This window comes from Pseudomonas sp. GW823-FHT06B06, from assembly GCF_058795195.1.
The window spans coordinates 1-19,574 of sequence record NZ_JBXAHO010000017.1 but is presented as its reverse complement, the minus strand read 5'-3'; the positions used below and the strand labels follow the sequence as shown (position 1 = coordinate 19,574).

Below are 19,574 nucleotides of genomic sequence, written 5' to 3'. Positions count from 1 at the left end.
CAATACGCCCGTTAAAAGGAGGCGCAATTCTATAGACGCCCCATATAGGTGTCAACCCAATAAAAAAGCCCCCGCTGAGCGGGGGCCTTTCAAAGCATCGAAGCTATCTCAAAAGAGATGCTTACTCGATGATTTTAGCTACAACGCCAGCACCAACGGTACGGCCGCCTTCACGGATAGCGAAGCGCAGACCGTCTTCCATTGCGATGGTTTTGATCAGGGTAACAGTCATCTGAATGTTGTCACCTGGCATTACCATTTCAACGCCTTCTGGCAGCTCGCAGTTACCGGTCACGTCAGTAGTACGGAAGTAGAACTGTGGACGGTAGCCTTTGAAGAACGGAGTGTGACGACCGCCTTCTTCCTTGCTCAGAACGTAAACTTCTGCGGTGAACTTGGTGTGCGGCTTAACCGAACCTGGCTTAACCAGAACCTGGCCACGCTCAACGTCGTCACGCTTGGTGCCACGCAGCAGAACGCCGCAGTTCTCGCCAGCACGACCTTCGTCGAGCAGCTTGCGGAACATCTCAACACCGGTGCAGGTGGTGGTGGTGGTGTCACGCAGACCAACGATTTCCAGTGCATCTTGAACGCGAACGATACCGCGCTCGATACGACCAGTCACAACAGTACCACGACCCGAGATCGAGAATACGTCTTCGATTGGCATCAGGAATGGCTTGTCGATAGCACGCTCTGGCTCTGGGATGTAGGTATCCAGAGTTTCGACCAGCTTACGAACGGCAGTGGTGCCCATTTCGTTGTCGTCTTTGCCTTCCAGCGCCATACGAGCAGAACCGATGATGATCGGAGTGTCGTCGCCTGGGAAGTCATAGGTGGACAGCAGGTCGCGAACTTCCATCTCAACCAGTTCCAGCAGCTCAGCGTCGTCTACCAGGTCAGCCTTGTTCAGGAAGACCACGATGTACGGAACGCCTACCTGACGGGACAGCAGGATGTGCTCACGGGTTTGTGGCATCGGACCATCAGCGGCCGAGCAAACCAGGATCGCGCCGTCCATCTGGGCAGCACCGGTGATCATGTTCTTCACGTAGTCAGCGTGACCTGGGCAGTCAACGTGAGCGTAGTGACGAATGTTCGAGTTGTACTCGACGTGCGCGGTGTTGATGGTGATACCGCGAGCTTTTTCTTCTGGTGCGCTGTCGATCTTGTCGAATTCAACTACGGCCGAACCGAAAACTTCGGAGCAGACGCGAGTCAGAGCAGCGGTCAGAGTGGTTTTACCGTGGTCAACGTGGCCGATGGTGCCAACGTTTACGTGCGGTAGGGAACGATCAAATTTTTCTTTAGCCACGACAATTAACTCCTTGCCTAAAGGACTGAATCAGCCTTGTTTTTTGGTAACGGTTTCGACGATGTGCGACGGAGCCGTATTGTATTTTTTGAATTCCATAGAGTAGCTTGCGCGACCCTGGGACATCGAACGAACGTCGGTCGCATAACCGAACATCTCGCCCAACGGAACTTCAGCACGGATAACCTTACCGGAAACCGTATCTTCCATACCCAGAATCATGCCGCGACGACGGTTCAGGTCGCCCATCACGTCACCCATATAGTCTTCAGGCGTAACAACCTCTACCGCCATGATCGGCTCGAGCAACTCACCACCACCCTTCTGGGCCAGTTGCTTGGTCGCCATGGAAGCAGCCACCTTAAACGCCATCTCGTTCGAGTCGACGTCGTGGTAAGAACCATCAAACACGGTAGCCTTCAGGCCGATCAGCGGATAGCCGGCAACAACACCGTTCTTCATCTGCTCTTCGATACCCTTCTGGATAGCCGGGATGTATTCCTTAGGAACCACACCACCCACTACTTCGTTCAGGAATTGCAGACCTTCCTGACCTTCGTCAGCAGGAGCAAAACGAATCCAGCAATGACCGAACTGGCCACGACCGCCGGACTGACGAACGAACTTGCCTTCAATTTCGCAGCTCTTCGTGATGCGCTCACGGTACGAAACTTGAGGCTTACCGATGTTGGCTTCGACGTTGAACTCACGGCGCATCCGGTCAACCAGGATGTCCAGGTGCAACTCGCCCATGCCAGAGATGATCGTCTGACCAGTCTCTTCATCAGTTTTAACGCGGAAAGACGGGTCTTCCTGAGCAAGTTTGCCCAGAGCAATACCCATTTTTTCCTGGTCATCCTTGGTCTTAGGCTCTACGGCAACCGAAATAACCGGCTCCGGGAAGTCCATGCGAACCAGGATGATTGGCTTGTCAGCGTTGCACAAGGTTTCACCAGTGGTGACGTCCTTCATGCCGATCAAGGCCGCGATGTCACCAGCGCGCACTTCCTTGATCTCTTCGCGGGCGTTTGCGTGCATTTGCACCATACGACCCACACGCTCTTTCTTGCCTTTAACCGAGTTGATCACGCCGTCGCCGGAGGCCAACACGCCCGAGTAAACGCGGACGAAGGTCAAGGTACCCACGAATGGGTCGGTAGCGATCTTGAACGCCAGAGCCGAGAACGGCTCGTTGTCGTCTGCGTGACGCTCCATCTGCTTTTCCTCGTCATCCGGGTCAGTACCCTTGATGGCAGGAATGTCGGTTGGAGCCGGCAGGTAGTCGATAACGGCGTCGAGAACCAGGGGAACGCCCTTGTTCTTGAAGGAAGAACCGCAAACAGCCAGGACGATTTCGCCAGCGATAGTACGCTGACGCAGAGCGGCCTTGATTTCCTCGATGGTGAGCTCTTCGCCTTCGAGGTACTTGTTCATCAGCTCTTCGCTGGCTTCGGCCGCAGCCTCAACCATGTTGCTGCGCCACTCTTCAGCCAGCTCCTGCAGTTCAGCAGGGATGGCTTCGCGACGTGGAGTCATGCCCTTGTCAGCATCGTTCCAGTAAACCGCTTCCATGGTCATCAGGTCGATCTGACCCTGGAAGTTGTCTTCGGAACCGATAGCCAACTGGATTGGCACCGGGGTGTGACCCAGACGCTGCTTGATCTGAGCGATCACGCGCAGGAAGTTAGCGCCGGCACGGTCCATCTTGTTCACGTAGACGATACGTGGAACACCGTACTTGTTGGCTTGACGCCATACGGTTTCGGACTGAGGCTCAACGCCGGAAGTGCCGCAGAACACAACGACCGCGCCGTCGAGTACACGCAGGGAACGCTCAACTTCAATGGTGAAGTCTACGTGACCCGGGGTGTCAATGACGTTGAAGCGATATTGGTCTTTGTGCTGCTTAGCAGAACCCTGCCAGAAGGCGGTAATAGCAGCAGAAGTAATGGTAATACCACGCTCCTGCTCCTGAACCATCCAGTCGGTGGTCGCGGCGCCGTCATGCACCTCGCCCATCTTGTGGCTTTTGCCAGTGTAAAAAAGGACGCGCTCGGTGGTGGTGGTTTTACCAGCATCCACGTGAGCAACGATACCAATGTTACGGTAGCGATTAATCGGTGTAGTACGAGCCATAAAGCCCTCGCAAATTGAGTGACGCTAAAATTAGAAGCGGTAGTGCGAGAAAGCTTTGTTAGCTTCAGCCATACGGTGCACGTCTTCACGCTTCTTAACTGCAGCACCTTTACCTTCGGCAGCGTCCAACAGTTCGCCAGCCAAACGCAGAGCCATAGACTTCTCGCCGCGCTTACGGGCGAAGTCTACCAACCAGCGCATTGCCAGAGCGTTACGACGGGACGGACGAACTTCAACCGGAACCTGGTAAGTAGCACCGCCTACACGGCGCGACTTTACTTCGACCAGCGGAGCGATGGCGTCGAGAGCTTTCTCGAAGATTTCCAGGGGGTCGCTGTTCTTGCGTTCTTTAACCTTTTCCAGCGCGCCATAAACGATACGCTCGGCAACGGCTTTCTTGCCGCTTTCCATCACGTGGTTCATGAACTTGGCCAGGATTTGGCTTCCGTATTTTGGATCGTCAAGCACTTCGCGCTTGGCTGCTACGCGTCTTCTTGGCATGGATAAGCCCTCAAACGGTCTTCAGGTTCGCTCGGAATCGGTGCCCATTACTACGGGACGCCTCCGACCTTACTCTTATCGACTCAGAAAAATAGAAATCAGTTTTTTGCAGCAAGCGACCATTACTTCGGACGCTTGGTACCGTACTTCGAACGACCCTGGTTACGACCTTTAACGCCGGAAGTATCCAACGAACCGCGAACGGTGTGGTAACGAACACCTGGCAAGTCTTTTACACGACCGCCGCGGATCAGTACCACGCTGTGCTCTTGCAGGTTGTGGCCTTCACCGCCGATGTACGAGGAAACCTCGAAACCGTTGGTCAGGCGCACACGGCATACTTTACGCAGTGCCGAGTTAGGTTTTTTCGGCGTGGTGGTGTACACACGGGTGCACACGCCACGGCGTTGCGGGCAGTTCTGCAGCGCAGGCACGTCGGATTTCTCGACGATACGCTTACGCGGCTGACGTACCAGCTGGTTGATAGTTGCCATCTACTAGCTCCACTGTTGTCTTGCGACGCTATTGTCTTGCAAGAAAAGCAAAATGGCAGGAACGAATTCCCGCCAAATTTAGGGGTACAAGAGTCTAAAGAGGATCTTGTCCCCAGTCAAGGCAAGGCCCCGACCTCCCCGCCCATCAAACCTCGACAAATTGTCTCGATTCGATGAACGGAGTGACCAGGGCCTCAGCTCATTTACCGCAGAACTCAGTTACCGCTCGAGTTCAGCGCTTCGGTCAGTGCAGCTTCCACTTCACTGGCGCTTACGCGCAACGGCTTGTCTGCATCACGGCGGCGCTTACGCTCGCTGTGGTAGGCCAGGCCGGTACCCGCCGGGATCAGACGACCCACGACCACGTTTTCTTTCAGGCCGCGCAGGTAGTCGCGCTTGCCGGTAACCGCCGCCTCGGTCAGTACACGGGTGGTTTCCTGGAAGGAAGCCGCCGAGATGAACGATTCGGTGGACAACGACGCCTTGGTGATACCCAGCAGAACGCGAGTGAACTTGGAGACAAATTTGTCTTCGCCGCTCAAACGTTCGTTCTCTACCAGAACATGAGTCAATTCCATCTGGTCGCCCTTGATGAAACTGGAATCGCCGGATTCAGCGATCTCAACTTTACGCAGCATCTGACGCAGGATGGTCTCGATGTGCTTGTCGTTGATCTTCACGCCTTGCAGACGGTAAACGTCCTGGATCTCGTTGACGATGTACTTGGCCAGCGCACTCACACCCAGCAGACGCAGGATGTCGTGCGGATCGCTTGGGCCGTCGGAGATAACTTCGCCGCGGTTTACCTGTTCGCCTTCGAACACGTTCAGGTGACGCCACTTCGGAATCAGCTCTTCGTACGGATCGCTACCGTCGTTCGGGGTAATAACCAGACGGCGCTTGCCCTTGGTTTCTTTACCGAACGCGATGGTGCCGCTGACTTCAGCCAGAATCGAGGCCTCTTTCGGACGACGAGCTTCGAACAAGTCGGCAACACGCGGCAGACCACCGGTGATGTCACGGGTCTTCGAAGTTTCTTGCGGGATACGAGCGATAACATCACCGATCGCGATCTTCGCGCCGTCCGCCACACCGACCAGGGCGTTGGCTGGCAGGAAGTACTGAGCGATAACGTCAGTGCCTGGCAGCAACAGATCCTTGCCGTTGTCATCAACCATCTTCACAGCAGGACGGATATCTTTACCGGCAGCTGGACGGTCTTTGGCGTCGAGGACTTCAATGTTGGTCATACCGGTCAATTCGTCAGTCTGACGCTTGATCGTGATGCCTTCTTCCATGCCCACGTAGGTCACGGTACCTTTCATTTCGGTAACGATCGGGTGAGTGTGCGGATCCCACTTGGCCACGATGGCACCAGCGTCGACCTTGTCACCTTCCTTAACCGAAATTACCGCACCGTACGGCAGCTTGTAACGCTCGCGCTCACGACCGAAGTCATCAGCGATAGCCAGCTCACCGGAACGGGACACGGCAACCAGGTGACCGTCCACTCGCTCAACGTGTTTCAGGTTGTGCAGACGGACGGTACCGCCGTTCTTAACCTGAACGCTGTCAGCTGCGGAGGTCCGACTTGCCGCACCACCGATGTGGAACGTACGCATCGTCAGCTGGGTACCCGGCTCACCGATGGACTGGGCAGCGATAACGCCGACCGCTTCACCGATGTTCACCTGGTGACCACGAGCCAGGTCGCGACCGTAGCACTTGGCGCAGATACCGAAACGGGTTTCGCAGCTGATCGGCGAACGAACGATCACTTCGTCGATGCTGTTGAGCTCGATGAACTCGACCCACTTCTCGTCAACCAGGGTGCCGGCAGGAACGATGACGTCCTCGGTACCTGGCTTGAATACGTCACGGGCGATAACACGACCCAATACGCGCTCACCCAGCGGCTCTACAACGTCACCGCCTTCAATGTGCGGAGTCATCAGCAGGCCGTGTTCGGTGCCGCAATCGATCTCGGTTACAACCAAGTCTTGCGCCACGTCTACCAGACGACGGGTCAGGTAACCCGAGTTCGCTGTTTTCAACGCGGTATCCGCCAGACCTTTACGAGCACCGTGAGTGGAGATGAAGTACTGGAGTACGCTCAAACCTTCACGGAAGTTCGCGGTAATCGGCGTTTCAATGATGGAACCGTCCGGCTTGGCCATCAGGCCACGCATACCGGCCAGCTGACGAATCTGTGCTGCGGAACCCCGCGCACCCGAGTCGGCCATCATGTACATCGAGTTGAAAGACTCTTGGTCGACTTCGACGCCATGACGGTCGATGACTTTCTCTTTCGAGAGGTTGGCCATCATCGCCTTGGAAACTTCGTCGTTCGCCTTGGACCAAAGGTCGATCACTTTGTTGTACTTCTCGCCCTGGGTTACCAGGCCGGAGGCGTACTGACTTTCGATCTCTTTCACTTCGTCGGTGGCTGCACCGATGATGCGGGCTTTTTCATCCGGGATAACGAAGTCGTTAACACCGATGGAAACGCCGGAAATGGTCGAATAGGCAAAACCGGTGTACATCAACTGGTCAGCGAAGATCACGGTCTCTTTCAGACCAACCACGCGGTAGCACTGGTTGATCAGCTTGGAGATCGCCTTTTTCTTCATCGGCAGGTTGACGACGTCGTACGACAGACCTTTTGGCACAACCTGGAACAACAGCGCACGGCCGACAGTGGTGTCGACGATACGGGTGTTGGTCACGCTGCCGCCATCACGGTCGTTGACGGTTTCGTTGATCCGCACTTTGACCTTGGCGTGCAGTGCGGCTTCGCCGGCACGGAACACACGGTCAACTTCCTGCAGATCCGCGAACACACGACCTTCGCCTTTGGCGTTGATCGCTTCACGGGTCATGTAGTACAGGCCCAATACAACGTCCTGCGACGGAACGATGATTGGCTCACCGTTGGCTGGCGACAGAATGTTGTTGGTCGACATCATCAACGCACGCGCTTCCAACTGGGCTTCCAGTGTCAGCGGTACGTGCACAGCCATTTGGTCGCCGTCGAAGTCGGCGTTGTACGCGGCGCAGACCAGAGGGTGCAGCTGGATAGCCTTACCTTCGATCAGTACCGGTTCAAACGCCTGGATACCCAGACGGTGAAGGGTCGGTGCACGGTTGAGAAGAACCGGGTGTTCGCGAATCACTTCAGCGAGAACGTCCCAAACCTCTGGCAATTCGCGCTCGACCATCTTCTTGGCTGCTTTGATGGTGGTAGCGAGACCACGCATTTCCAGCTTGCCGAAAATGAACGGCTTGAACAGCTCGAGAGCCATCTTCTTCGGCAGACCGCACTGGTGCAGACGCAGGGTCGGACCTACGGTAATTACCGAACGGCCGGAGTAGTCAACACGCTTACCGAGCAAGTTCTGACGGAAACGACCTTGCTTACCCTTGATCATGTCAGCCAGGGATTTCAGAGGACGCTTGTTGGAACCGGTGATAGCGCGGCCACGACGACCGTTGTCGAGCAGTGCGTCGACGGCTTCCTGCAACATACGCTTTTCGTTGCGCACGATGATGTCCGGAGCGGACAGATCCAGCAGGCGCTTCAAGCGGTTGTTACGGTTGATCACTCGACGATACAGATCGTTGAGGTCGGAAGTCGCGAAGCGACCGCCATCCAGCGGGACCAGTGGACGCAGATCTGGCGGCAGAACCGGCAGAACGGTCAGCACCATCCATTCTGGAAGGTTGCCGGAGCCCTGGAAGGCTTCCATCAACTTCAGACGCTTGGACAGCTTCTTGATCTTGGTTTCGGAGTTGGTTTGCGGAATTTCTTCACGCAGACGGCCAATCTCGTGCTCCAGGTCGATAGCGTGCAGCAGCTCACGGACAGCTTCGGCACCCATGCGGGCATCGAAATCGTCACCGAACTCTTCCAGCGCTTCGAAGTACTGCTCGTCGTTCAGCAGCTGGCCTTTTTCAAGGGTGGTCATGCCTGGATCGATAACGACATAGCTCTCGAAGTAGAGAACGCGTTCGATATCACGCAGGGTCATGTCCATCAGCAAGCCGATACGCGACGGCAGCGATTTCAGGAACCAGATGTGGGCAACTGGCGAGGCCAGTTCGATGTGCGCCATGCGCTCACGACGAACTTTAGCCAGCGCGACTTCAACGCCGCACTTCTCGCAGATCACACCGCGGTGCTTCAAGCGCTTGTACTTACCGCACAGGCACTCGTAATCCTTTACCGGGCCAAATATCTTGGCGCAGAACAGGCCGTCACGCTCAGGTTTGAACGTACGGTAGTTAATGGTTTCCGGCTTTTTAACTTCGCCGAACGACCACGAACGGATCATCTCAGGCGACGCCAATCCGATACGGATGGCGTCGAACTCTTCGACTTGACCCTGGTTTTTCAGCAAATTCAGTAGGTCTTTCAAGGCCTTTCCTCCTGGCGGAGCAGAGAGCGGGCAGTGTTGCCCCGCTCTCGATTCGCGTCACGTGTTATTCGGTTTCCAGATCGATATCGATGCCGAGGGAACGAATTTCCTTGATCAACACGTTGAAGGACTCGGGCATGCCCGGCTCCATACGGTGATCGCCATCCACGATGTTCTTGTACATCTTGGTACGGCCGTTCACATCGTCCGACTTCACTGTGAGCATTTCTTGCAGAGTGTAAGCGGCACCGTATGCTTCCAGTGCCCAGACCTCCATCTCCCCGAAACGCTGACCACCGAACTGCGCCTTACCACCCAGCGGCTGCTGGGTAACCAGGCTGTACGAACCGGTAGAACGCGCGTGCATCTTGTCGTCTACCAAGTGGTTCAGCTTCAGCATGTACATGTAGCCAACGGTAACCGGGCGCTCGAACTTGTTGCCGGTACGGCCGTCGGTCAGCTGCATCTGGCCGCTTTCCGGCAGGTCTGCCAGTTTCAGCATGGCCTTGATTTCGCTTTCCTTGGCGCCGTCGAACACTGGAGTGGCCATTGGAACGCCGCCACGCAGGTTTTGAGCCAGGTCCAGGATTTCCTGGTCCGAGAAGTCATCGAGGCTTTCCTGACGACCGCCGATCTCGTTGTAGATCTCGTGCAGGAACTTACGCAGCTCGGCAACTTTGCGCTGCTCTTCAACCATGCGGTTGATCTTCTCGCCCAGACCTTTGGCCGCGAGGCCCAGGTGGGTTTCAAGGATCTGACCAACGTTCATACGCGAAGGTACGCCCAACGGGTTGAGGACGACGTCGACCGGGGTGCCATTGGCATCGTGCGGCATGTCTTCAACCGGCATGATCACGGAGACCACACCCTTGTTACCGTGACGACCGGCCATCTTGTCGCCCGGCTGGATGCGACGACGGATTGCCAGGTAAACCTTGACGATTTTCAGCACGCCTGGAGCCAGGTCATCGCCCTGCTGCAGTTTGCGCTTCTTGTCTTCGAACTTGTCGTCCAGCAGACGGCGACGATCAACGATGTAGGCCTGGGCCTTCTCGAGCTGCTCGTTCAGGGCATCTTCAGCCATGCGCAGTTTGAACCACTGGCCGTGCTCAAGACCGTCGAGCACTTCGTCGGTGATGTCCTGGCCCTTCTTCAGACCGGCGCCGCCTTCGGCTTTGTGGCCGACCAGAGCGGAGCGCAGACGTTCGAAAGTAGCACCTTCGACGATACGGAACTCTTCGTTGAGGTCCTTGCGGATCTCGTCCAGCTGGGACTTCTCGATCGACAGGGCACGCGCATCACGCTCAACGCCGTCGCGGGTGAAGACTTGTACGTCAATGACAGTACCTTTGGTACCGGTAGGTACGCGCAGGGAGGTGTCTTTAACGTCGCTGGCTTTTTCACCGAAGATCGCACGCAGCAGTTTTTCTTCCGGAGTCAGTTGGGTCTCGCCTTTCGGAGTGACCTTACCCACCAGGATGTCGCCTGCGCCAACTTCAGCACCTACGTAAACGATACCGGCTTCGTCCAGCTTGCTCAGTGCAGCTTCACCCACGTTCGGGATGTCCGCAGTGATTTCCTCTGGGCCAAGCTTGGTGTCACGGGCCACACAGGTCAGTTCCTGGATGTGGATCGTGGTGAAACGGTCTTCTTGAACAACGCGTTCCGACAGGCAGATGGAGTCTTCGAAGTTGAAGCCGTTCCATGCCATGAAGGCGATGCGCATGTTCTGACCCAGTGCCAGTTCACCCATGTCGGTGGACGGACCGTCGGCCATGATGTCGCTACGCTGAACCCGATCACCTTTACGCACCAGCGGACGCTGGTTGATGCAGGTGTTCTGGTTGGAGCGGGTGTACTTGGTCAGGTTGTAGATGTCGACACCGGCTTCACCGGTTTCTACTTCGTCATCGGCAACGCGAACCACGATACGGCTGGCGTCGACGGAGTCGATCACGCCGCCACGACGAGCCACGACGCAAACGCCGGAGTCACGGGCTACGTTACGCTCCATGCCGGTACCTACCAGCGGCTTGTCAGCACGCAGGGTTGGTACAGCTTGACGCTGCATGTTCGAACCCATCAACGCACGGTTGGCGTCGTCGTGCTCGAGGAACGGAATCAGCGACGCTGCAACCGAAACTACCTGCTTCGGCGATACGTCCATCAAGGTGACGTCTTCCGGCGCCTTGACGGTGAATTCGTTCAAGTGACGAACAGCTACCAGCTCGTCGATCAGGACTTTCTTGTCGTTCATCGTGGCCGAAGCCTGGGCGATCACGTGATCAGCTTCTTCGATGGCGGACAGGAACACGATCTCGTCGGTGACCAGGGCGTCTTTCACCACGCGGTACGGGCTCTCGAGGAAGCCGTACTGGTTGGTGCGCGCATAGGCAGCCAGGGAGTTGATCAGACCGATGTTCGGACCTTCCGGCGTTTCGATCGGGCAAACACGACCGTAGTGCGTCGGGTGTACGTCACGAACTTCAAAGCCGGCACGCTCACGAGTCAGACCACCAGGGCCGAGTGCAGAGACACGACGCTTGTGGGTGATCTCGGACAGCGGGTTGTTCTGGTCCATGAACTGGGACAACTGGCTGGAACCGAAGAACTCTTTCACCGCCGCAGCCACTGGCTTGGCGTTGATCAGGTCTTGCGGCATCAGGCCTTCGCTTTCAGCCATCGACAGACGCTCTTTGACCGCACGCTCAACACGTACCAGGCCAACGCGGAACTGGTTCTCGGCCATTTCGCCAACGCAGCGAACACGACGGTTACCCAGGTGGTCGATGTCATCGACGATGCCTTTACCGTTACGGATGTCGACCAGGGTCTTCAGTACCGCGACGATGTCTTCCTTGCACAGCACGCCCGAACCTTCGATCTCGGTACGACCGATACGACGGTTGAACTTCATCCGGCCGACCGCAGACAGGTCGTAGCGCTCAGGGCTGAAGAACAGGTTGTTGAACAGGGTCTCGGCAGCGTCTTTGGTTGGCGGCTCGCCAGGACGCATCATGCGATAGATCTCGACCAGCGCTTCCAGTTGGTTGCTGGTGGAGTCGATCTTCAGTGTGTCGGAGACGAACGGACCGCAGTCGATATCGTTGGTGTACAGAGTTTCGATGCGAACAACGCCGGCCTTGGCGATTTTCGCCAGGATCTCGGTGTTCAGCTCGGTGTTGCACTCTGCCAGGATTTCGCCGGTTGCCGGGTGCACGATGACCTTGGCGGTTGTGCGACCCAGGACGTAGTCCAGCGGCACATCCAGCTCTTTGATCCCGGCTTTTTCCAGCTGGTTGATGTGGCGAGCGGTGATACGACGACCCTGCTCGACAATAACCTTGCCTTTGTCGTCCTGGATATCGAGGACAGCGATTTCACCGCGCAGGCGCTGAGGCACCAGCTCCAGGCTCAGGGTCTCGCCCTTAACGTGGAATACGTTGGTGGTGTAGAACGCGTCCAGCACTTCTTCAGTGGTATAGCCGAGCGCGCGCAGCAGTACCGATGCAGGCAGCTTGCGACGACGGTCGATACGCACGAATACGCAGTCTTTCGGGTCGAACTCGAAGTCCAGCCACGAACCGCGGTAAGGAATGATGCGCGCGGAGTACAGCAGTTTACCGGAGCTGTGCGTCTTGCCACGGTCGTGGTCGAAGAACACGCCAGGGGAACGGTGCAGCTGGGAAACGATTACACGCTCGGTACCGTTGATTACGAAGGTACCGTTCTCAGTCATCAGGGGGATTTCACCCATGTAGACTTCTTGCTCTTTGATGTCCTTGATCGCTTTGTTCGACGATTCTTTGTCGAAAATGATCAGGCGCACTTTTACCCGCAAAGGTACGGCGTAAGTTACACCGCGCAATACGCATTCTTTGACATCAAATGCCGGTTCGCCCAAGCGATAACCGACGTACTCCAGCGCAGCATTGCCGGAGTAGCTGATGATCGGGAAAACGGATTTGAAGGCCGCATGCAGGCCCACGTCGCGGAACTGATCTTTAGTCGCTCCCGCTTGCAAGAATTCACGATACGAATCCAGCTGGATGGCCAGGAGGTAAGGCACATCCATGACGTCCGGCAACTTGCTAAAGTCCTTGCGGATACGTTTTTTCTCAGTATATGAGTAAGCCATCAGCGTTCCCCAGCTTGGTCACCTGCTTGTTTGGCCCCTCCCGACGGGAGCGACCAGAAAATCGTGCAAACCCCATGGTTTGCGCCACCGCATCGGGTGGTTACAGCTCGTTATCGGCACCGACCCAGTCGGCTGCCAATAACGGAAAAAGGCCGGTGGCAAGAGCCACCAGCCATCAGCCTGTCGCTTAACGCTCGGGCTGGAGACGCAAGGTCGGAGCTTACTTCAGCTCGACTTTAGCGCCTGCTTCTTCCAGAGTTGCTTTGGCTTTGTCAGCTGCGTCTTTGGCAACAGCTTCCAGAACCATGGCAGGAGCGCCGTCAACTACAGCCTTGGCTTCTTTCAAGCCCAGACCGGTCAGTTCACGTACTGCCTTGATCACGTTAACTTTCTTCTCGCCAGCTTCGGTCAGCATGACGTTGAATTCGGTTTGCTCTTCAGCAACGGCAGCAGCAACAGCTGGGCCAGCCGATGCAGCAGCAGCAGTAACGCCGAATTTTTCTTCGAAAGCTTTGATCAGCTCAACAACTTCCATTACGGACATGTTGCCAACTGCTTCAAGGATATCGTTCTGAGAGATAGACATGAATCTAATTCCTGATATTGGGGACGGCCTACGCGACCATCGAAAAAAACAAAAAACGCGAGAAGTTGACGAGCCTTAGGCTGCAGCAGCTTCTTTCTGGTCGCGAATTGCCGCCAGGGTACGAGCCAATTTGCTGGTAGCGCCTTGAATCACGCTCATCAGCTGAGAAATTGCTTCGTCACGGGTCGGCAGAGTTGCCAGTACGTCGATTTGGTTAGCTGCGAGGAACTTGCCCTCGAACGCAGCTGCCTTGATCTCGAACTTGTTCTGACCCTTGGCGAACTCTTTGAAAATCCGGGCAGCAGCGCCTGGATGTTCCTTGGAGAACGCGATAAGGGTAGGGCCGCTGAACACGTCGTTGAGAACACTGAATTCAGTGTCAGCAACGGCGCGCTTGAGCAGGGTGTTACGTACAACACGTACGTAAACGCCAGCTTCGCGAGCCTCTTTACGGAGTCCGGTCATTGCGCCTACTGTTACGCCACGGGCATCAGCCACGACAGCGGACAGAGCGACTTTGGCAGCCTCGTTGACTTCAGCGACGATGGCCTTCTTGTCTTCGAGTTTAATTGCCACGGGTTTAACTCCTGCTTGTTACCGTTTCATTCGATCGAAACCGAATGTCGTTTTGGTGTCTGATTCGGTAAGGAACCGGGAGCACCATCTGCGTAGGCTTGTGGTTTAAGACTTGCGTCGCCTACGGTCTTGGATAGCCCCCGCCAGGCAGGGACCCCAATTTTTCAATTGGCGCAATCGCTTGCGCCAATTTTTGTCTTACGCGTCGAGCGAGCTTTGGTCGATGACCAGACCTGGGCCCATAGTGGTGCTCAGGGTAACGCGCTTGACGTAGATACCTTTCGAGGAAGCTGGCTTGATACGCTTCAGGTCAGCGATCAGGGCTTCAACGTTTTCCTTCAGCTTGACGGCGTCGAAGCCGATCTTGCCAACGGAAGTGTGGATGATGCCGTTTTTGTCGGTGCGATAACGAACCTGACCAGCCTTGGCGTTTTTAACCGCGGTAGCTACGTCTGGCGTTACGGTGCCGACTTTAGGGTTAGGCATCAGGCCACGTGGACCGAGGATCTGACCCAGTTGACCTACAACGCGCATGGCATCCGGGGATGCGATCACTACGTCATAGTTCAGGTCGCCGCCTTTCATTTCGGCAGCCAGGTCGTCCATGCCTACACGGTCAGCGCCGGCAGCCAGAGCGGCTTCAGCAGCTGGACCCTGGGTGAACACAGCAACGCGAACGGTCTTGCCAGTGCCGTGTGGCAGCACAGTAGCGCTACGAACGACCTGGTCGGATTTACGCGGGTCAACACCCAGGTTTACAGCTACGTCGAACGACTCGCTGAACTTGACAGTCGACAGCTCAGCCAGCAGAGCAGCGGCGTCTACAAAGTTGTAGGCCTTGCCTGCTTCGATTTTGCCGGCGATAGCCTTTTGACGCTTGGTCAGCTTAGCCATTACACACCCTCCACGTTAAGGCCCATGCTACGAGCAGAACCGGCGATAGTACGCACGGCTGCTTCCATATCAGCTGCAGTCAGATCCGCGTTTTTGGTTTTCGCGATTTCTTCCAGCTGAGCACGGGTTACAGTGCCAACCTTAACGGTGTTCGGACGAGCGGAACCGCTGGTCAGACCTGCCGCCTTCTTCAGCAGAACCGAAGCAGGGGTGGATTTGGTTTCGAACGTGAAGCTACGGTCGCTGTAGACAGTGATGATCACTGGAGTCGGCAGACCTGGCTCAAGACCCTGAGTACGGGCGTTGAAAGCCTTGCAGAATTCCATGATGTTCACGCCGTGCTGACCCAGAGCAGGACCAACAGGTGGGCTTGGGTTAGCCTGAGCGGCCTTCACTTGCAGCTTGATGTAAGCGGTAATCTTCTTGGCCATGAGGCACTCCAATTACGGGTTCAAACGCCTCGAAAGGCTCCCCGGTTACTTGCGCATTTATCCCAGTGACGACAAAACCCCACAGCCTAAGGCTGCGGGGTTGGGATGCTTGTTCAGTTAGACCTTTTCGACCTGACTGAACTCCAACTCTACCGGAGTAGAGCGTCCGAAAATGAGCACCGCGACCTGGATCCGGCTCTTTTCGTAGTTGACCTCTTCGACCGTGCCGGTGAAATCGGCAAACGGACCGTCGTTGACGCGCACCGACTCACCTGGCTCGAACAACGTCTTCGGCTTCGGCTTATCGCTACCATCAGCAACACGACGCAGAATCGCTTCTGCCTCTTTATCAGTAATCGGTGCCGGCTTATCAGCGGTACCGCCGATAAAGCCCATTACACGAGGAGTGTCCTTGACCAAGTGCCAAGTACCCTCGTTCATATCCATCTGGACCAGCACATAACCAGGGAAGAACTTACGCTCGCTCTTGCGCTTCTGGCCATTACGCATTTCAACCACTTCTTCAGTGGGAACCAGAATTTCGCCGAAGCCATCTTCCATGCCAGCCAGCTTTACGCGCTCGATCAGCGAGCGCATTACATGCTTCTCGTAACCGGAGTAAGCATGCACAACGTACCAACGCTTAGCCACGGGACACCCTTAGCCGACAATCAAGGAAACAAGCCAGCCGAGCAGGGAATCGAGCCCCCACAACAGCAACGCCATAACCAGGACAACAGCCACAACGATCAACGTGGTCTGCGTGGTTTCTTGGCGAGTCGGCCATACGACTTTACGAATTTCGGTGCGCGCTTCCTTAACCAGTACAAAGAAAGACTTGCCCTTGACTGTCTGCAGGCCTACAAAGGCAGCTACGGCAGCAATGACAAGCAAAGCGAGTACGCGGTACAGGATCGGCGAAGCAGAGTAATACTGATTGCCAACAACGCCAACAACCACCAAAGCGACTACTACAAGCCACTTGAGGAGGTCGAAACGAGAGCCTTGAGCTTCAGCTTTAGGAGTCATCTATGAAGATCCTGTGAAAAGAAAGCCAGACACACCGAGTGAATCTGGCAGGTCAGGAGGGAATCGAACCCCCAACCTACGGTTTTGGAGACCGTCGCTCTGCCAATTGAGCTACTGACCTAAAACAAAATCAGGCCGACCATTATGCAGACCTGAAAAAGACTTTACAACCACTTGCTAGGCGACCCGACCGAAACACCCTCACCCACAAGAGCAAGAACTCTCAGAGCCACAACGGGGCGCAGCCTTAGCCGCCTAAAACAAAGGCAGATATTTGCATATCTGCCTTTTGTATGGAGCTCTTGAGCGGATTTGAACCGCTGACCTCACCCTTACCAAGGGTGTGCTCTACCAACTGAGCTACAAGAGCGTAACACCGTGCAAAACCTGCAAACTTGGAGCGGGTAGCGGGAATCGAACCCGCATCATCAGCTTGGAAGGCTGAGGTTCTACCACTAAACTATACCCGCGAGGCTTGCAGCTCTCGCTAAAAATGGTGGAGGGGGAAGGATTCGAACCTTCGAAGTCGTAGACGTCAGATTTACAGTCTGATCCCTTTGGCCGCTCGGGAACCCCTCCTAAGCGAGCCGGCATTCTACATCATGCCAGCCTTCTGTCAAGCATTTTTCTCATTAAAATCCTGAGCTTATCTGCGTTGACCTCGCTTCACTTCGTTAACCGCTTTAGGTCTTCGCTGTGGAGCGGGCGCCATTCTATGCAAACTATTCGGTGGGTGCAACCCCCCCACAAGGCATTATTTTATGTTTTAACTCATTGAATTCTCTAGAAAGGTTTATCAGCTGCAAGTCATCCAGCCAACGCTTGCTTTCAGGGGCCACTCGAACCCAGTACACAGGGGGTTCAGTCGGACTCGCAGGTAGCGATTGATATTTCACGCCCATGCCCGTCAACCTGCGCTCAAGCGCCTTCTCGACGTCCTGACTTACAAATCCACCCAGATAAAGGCATTCAGCCTCTGCCTGTGCCACCTTCCCTTTATCCCTGGCCGTATCCGTCGCCTCGCTCAAGAGACGAATGTCCTGCTGGGAACCGCGATACAGACTCAAAGGCGTTACGTCCTTGGCACGCAGAGGCGCCTCCTGTTGATGCCAGATGTAATAAAACACATTGAGAACGAGCAGCAGCAGAAACAACCAACGCATAAAGACCTCAAGACAAAGGGCATGCCATCGCCAAGCCGACGAACACCAGATCGGGAACCACCCGGGCCTCAGGCACTATCTCGGACACCAACGACGCATCACCACCGGTGAGGAACACCGTAAAGTTCTCCCCCCAATAACCCCGCGCCATCTCCAGTTGCGTCAGCACAAATCCGCGAAGCATCAACAGGCACCCGCGCTCAACCGCTTCGACCGTCGTGCGTCCCGGAACAAGACGCTCCAAAGCGCGCTCAGCCGCAAGATCTCCGTAACGAATCTTGCGGGTATGGGTGCGCAGCTGGTTTCGCATCAACGGCATCCCAGGGCATATAAACCCACCGAGATGATCACCATCCCCGGCAACGAAGTCCGCGGTCACCGCAGTACCGAAATCAAGCACCAGGCACGCGCCAGAAGCCAGATGAAACCCTCCGAGCAGCGCCAACCAACGATCAAGACCGAGCCGCTCAAATTCTTCATAGCCATTACGAACACCGGCCATTTCCTCGGCTGGAGCGGCACAGACCACCGAAATTTCGAAGGCAGCCTTCAGCCGGGCGATCAATTCGCCGGTTTCTTCGGCAGTCCTGACACTCACCAGCCGACAGAACCTCAACGCAAGGCCTTCAATCCCCTTCACGCCCTCGAGCAATGCCAGGTCGGAATCGACTACTCCCTCCCCTACCACCTGACGGGCGTCCGCCTTGAGCACACGCCACTTGATGAAACTATTTCCGCAGTCGAGCTCAAGAATCATGACGCAACCTCAGGCTCAGCTCACCGCCACTGAAGACTTTCTCCACACCACCCACCTTCAAGCGCAGCGCACCCTGACTATCGATACCCAGCACTTCGCCATCTATTTGGTTTGCACCCGCGATCAACGACACCGCACGCCCCTGCCATAGGTGATGCTGCTCCCACTCAGCCTGGATCGCCGAAAATCCATCGGCCTGGTGGCGAGCCAGGTATCTGTGGAGCATTTCACCCAGCGCCGCGACCAGGCGATTGCGATCAAACGCCTTGCCCGACTCCAGGCGCATGGACGTCCATTGTTGATCGACTTCATCGGTCATTTGCATGTTTACATTAATTCCGACACCCAGCACCACGTGACAGACGTCGGCAGGATCCCCGACCAGCTCAAGCAGTATTCCGGCAATTTTCTTCTGCCCTACCAGGACATCATTGGGCCATTTCAACCCAACCCCGGGAACCCCAAGCTCACGCAAGGCCTGCATGACGGCGAGCCCCACTACAAGGCTCAAGCCCTCCAGCTGGCGCATACCGCCCTCAACCCGCAACACCAGGCTGTAATAGACATTCTCAGCGAATGGACTGACCCACTTGCGCCCTCGCCGCCCGCGCCCGGCAGTTTGCCGCTCGGCAAGCACCAGAAAAGGCGCAGCCTGGTGCCGCTCGATGGCGCGCAGGGCTTCGGCATTGGTGGAGTCAATAGAGTCGAAGACCAGGACCGGCCAATTAGACGTGGGCGACAGTCGCCCTATCTCCGCAGGATCAAGCAACGTCAACGGTGCAGCCAATTGATAGCCGCGCCCCCGAACCTTGTGAATGGACAACCCCAGCTCAGCCTCAAGATGCTGAAGCTGCTTCCACACAGCACTGCGACTGATGCCCAAGGCAGCGCCCAATGCCTGACCCGAATGGAATCGGCCATCCTTAAGAAGCTTTAACAACGTCAGCATGCAAGTCTCGCCTCACAATGAGGCCCGCATGATAGCCACGCCCCGAGCCGTTGCATAGAAACCCGAACAGACAGATTTTTCCAGCGGACAAAAACAAAACCCCTACCTGCATACGCAGATAGGGGTTTTGGAATTTAATCTTGACGATGACCTACTCTCACATGGGGAAACCCCACACTACCATCGGCGA

At 55.9% G+C, this 19,574-nt stretch carries 15 protein-coding genes and 4 tRNA genes; all 19 read right to left on the bottom strand.

Annotated elements, in window-relative coordinates; all coding sequences use genetic code 11:
- Window positions 1-121 precede the first annotated feature (121 nt).
- Window positions 122-1,315: an elongation factor Tu gene (gene tuf, locus AC1Q8Q_RS17010; protein WP_008065716.1), complete on the bottom strand. Its 1,194-nt coding sequence runs from the start codon at window positions 1,313-1,315 to the stop codon at window positions 122-124.
- 30 nt (window positions 1,316-1,345) lie between these two features.
- Window positions 1,346-3,451, bottom strand: a complete 2,106-nt coding sequence (gene fusA, locus AC1Q8Q_RS17005; RefSeq protein ID WP_008065706.1) for an elongation factor G — start codon at window positions 3,449-3,451, stop codon at window positions 1,346-1,348.
- Window positions 3,452-3,481: 30 nt separating this feature from the next.
- A complete protein-coding gene (rpsG, locus tag AC1Q8Q_RS17000) occupies window positions 3,482-3,952 on the bottom strand; it encodes a 30S ribosomal protein S7 (RefSeq protein ID WP_002555493.1) in 471 nt (156 codons plus the stop codon).
- A 122-nt stretch (window positions 3,953-4,074) separates the two neighbouring features.
- Window positions 4,075-4,446 carry a 30S ribosomal protein S12 gene (rpsL, locus tag AC1Q8Q_RS16995; protein ID WP_003186084.1) on the bottom strand — a complete coding sequence of 124 codons (372 nt, stop codon included), beginning with the start codon at window positions 4,444-4,446 and terminating at the stop codon, window positions 4,075-4,077.
- Between the two features lie 215 nt (window positions 4,447-4,661).
- Window positions 4,662-8,861 carry a DNA-directed RNA polymerase subunit beta' gene (gene rpoC, locus AC1Q8Q_RS16990; protein WP_008065703.1) on the bottom strand — a complete coding sequence of 1,400 codons (4,200 nt, stop codon included), beginning with the start codon at window positions 8,859-8,861 and terminating at the stop codon, window positions 4,662-4,664.
- A gap of 64 nt (window positions 8,862-8,925) precedes the next feature.
- Entirely contained in the window at window positions 8,926-12,999 is a 4,074-nt protein-coding gene (gene rpoB, locus AC1Q8Q_RS16985) for a DNA-directed RNA polymerase subunit beta (protein WP_492615276.1), read from the bottom strand.
- Window positions 13,000-13,219: 220 nt separating this feature from the next.
- Window positions 13,220-13,585, bottom strand: coding sequence for a 50S ribosomal protein L7/L12 (gene rplL, locus AC1Q8Q_RS16980; protein WP_020799830.1), 366 nt, complete (start codon window positions 13,583-13,585; stop codon window positions 13,220-13,222).
- Window positions 13,586-13,660: 75 nt separating this feature from the next.
- The gene (gene rplJ / locus AC1Q8Q_RS16975) at window positions 13,661-14,161 is read right to left on the bottom strand and encodes a 50S ribosomal protein L10 (protein ID WP_008065701.1); all 501 of its coding nucleotides are present in this window, start codon (window positions 14,159-14,161) and stop codon (window positions 13,661-13,663) included.
- A 198-nt stretch (window positions 14,162-14,359) separates the two neighbouring features.
- The gene (rplA, locus tag AC1Q8Q_RS16970; RefSeq protein WP_003186095.1) at window positions 14,360-15,055 is read right to left on the bottom strand and encodes a 50S ribosomal protein L1; all 696 of its coding nucleotides are present in this window, start codon (window positions 15,053-15,055) and stop codon (window positions 14,360-14,362) included.
- Window positions 15,055-15,486 (bottom strand): 50S ribosomal protein L11, encoded by a 432-nt coding sequence (rplK, locus tag AC1Q8Q_RS16965; protein ID WP_007933726.1) that lies wholly within the window; start codon window positions 15,484-15,486, stop codon window positions 15,055-15,057. Before rplK ends, rplA begins: the two co-directional genes overlap by 1 nt.
- A gap of 117 nt (window positions 15,487-15,603) precedes the next feature.
- Complete coding sequence (gene nusG, locus AC1Q8Q_RS16960) at window positions 15,604-16,137, bottom strand: transcription termination/antitermination protein NusG (RefSeq protein ID WP_007933727.1); 534 nt, start codon at window positions 16,135-16,137, stop codon at window positions 15,604-15,606.
- A gap of 9 nt (window positions 16,138-16,146) precedes the next feature.
- The gene (gene secE, locus AC1Q8Q_RS16955; RefSeq protein WP_007896620.1) at window positions 16,147-16,515 is read right to left on the bottom strand and encodes a preprotein translocase subunit SecE; all 369 of its coding nucleotides are present in this window, start codon (window positions 16,513-16,515) and stop codon (window positions 16,147-16,149) included.
- A gap of 45 nt (window positions 16,516-16,560) precedes the next feature.
- Window positions 16,561-16,636 (bottom strand) — tRNA-Trp (locus tag AC1Q8Q_RS16950).
- A 173-nt stretch (window positions 16,637-16,809) separates the two neighbouring features.
- Window positions 16,810-16,885 (bottom strand) — tRNA-Thr (locus AC1Q8Q_RS16945).
- A gap of 26 nt (window positions 16,886-16,911) precedes the next feature.
- Window positions 16,912-16,985 (bottom strand) — tRNA-Gly (locus AC1Q8Q_RS16940).
- A gap of 24 nt (window positions 16,986-17,009) precedes the next feature.
- Window positions 17,010-17,094 (bottom strand) — tRNA-Tyr (locus tag AC1Q8Q_RS16935).
- Between the two features lie 143 nt (window positions 17,095-17,237).
- Window positions 17,238-17,678, bottom strand: a complete 441-nt coding sequence (locus AC1Q8Q_RS16930; RefSeq protein ID WP_020799831.1) for a hypothetical protein — start codon at window positions 17,676-17,678, stop codon at window positions 17,238-17,240.
- A 7-nt stretch (window positions 17,679-17,685) separates the two neighbouring features.
- Window positions 17,686-18,435: a pantothenate kinase gene (locus tag AC1Q8Q_RS16925; RefSeq protein ID WP_033040659.1), complete on the bottom strand. Its 750-nt coding sequence runs from the start codon at window positions 18,433-18,435 to the stop codon at window positions 17,686-17,688.
- A complete protein-coding gene (birA, locus tag AC1Q8Q_RS16920; RefSeq protein ID WP_033040658.1) occupies window positions 18,425-19,384 on the bottom strand; it encodes a bifunctional biotin--[acetyl-CoA-carboxylase] ligase/biotin operon repressor BirA in 960 nt (319 codons plus the stop codon). The genes AC1Q8Q_RS16925 and birA overlap by 11 nt, the downstream gene beginning before the upstream one ends.
- Window positions 19,385-19,574: the final 190 nt, after the last annotated feature.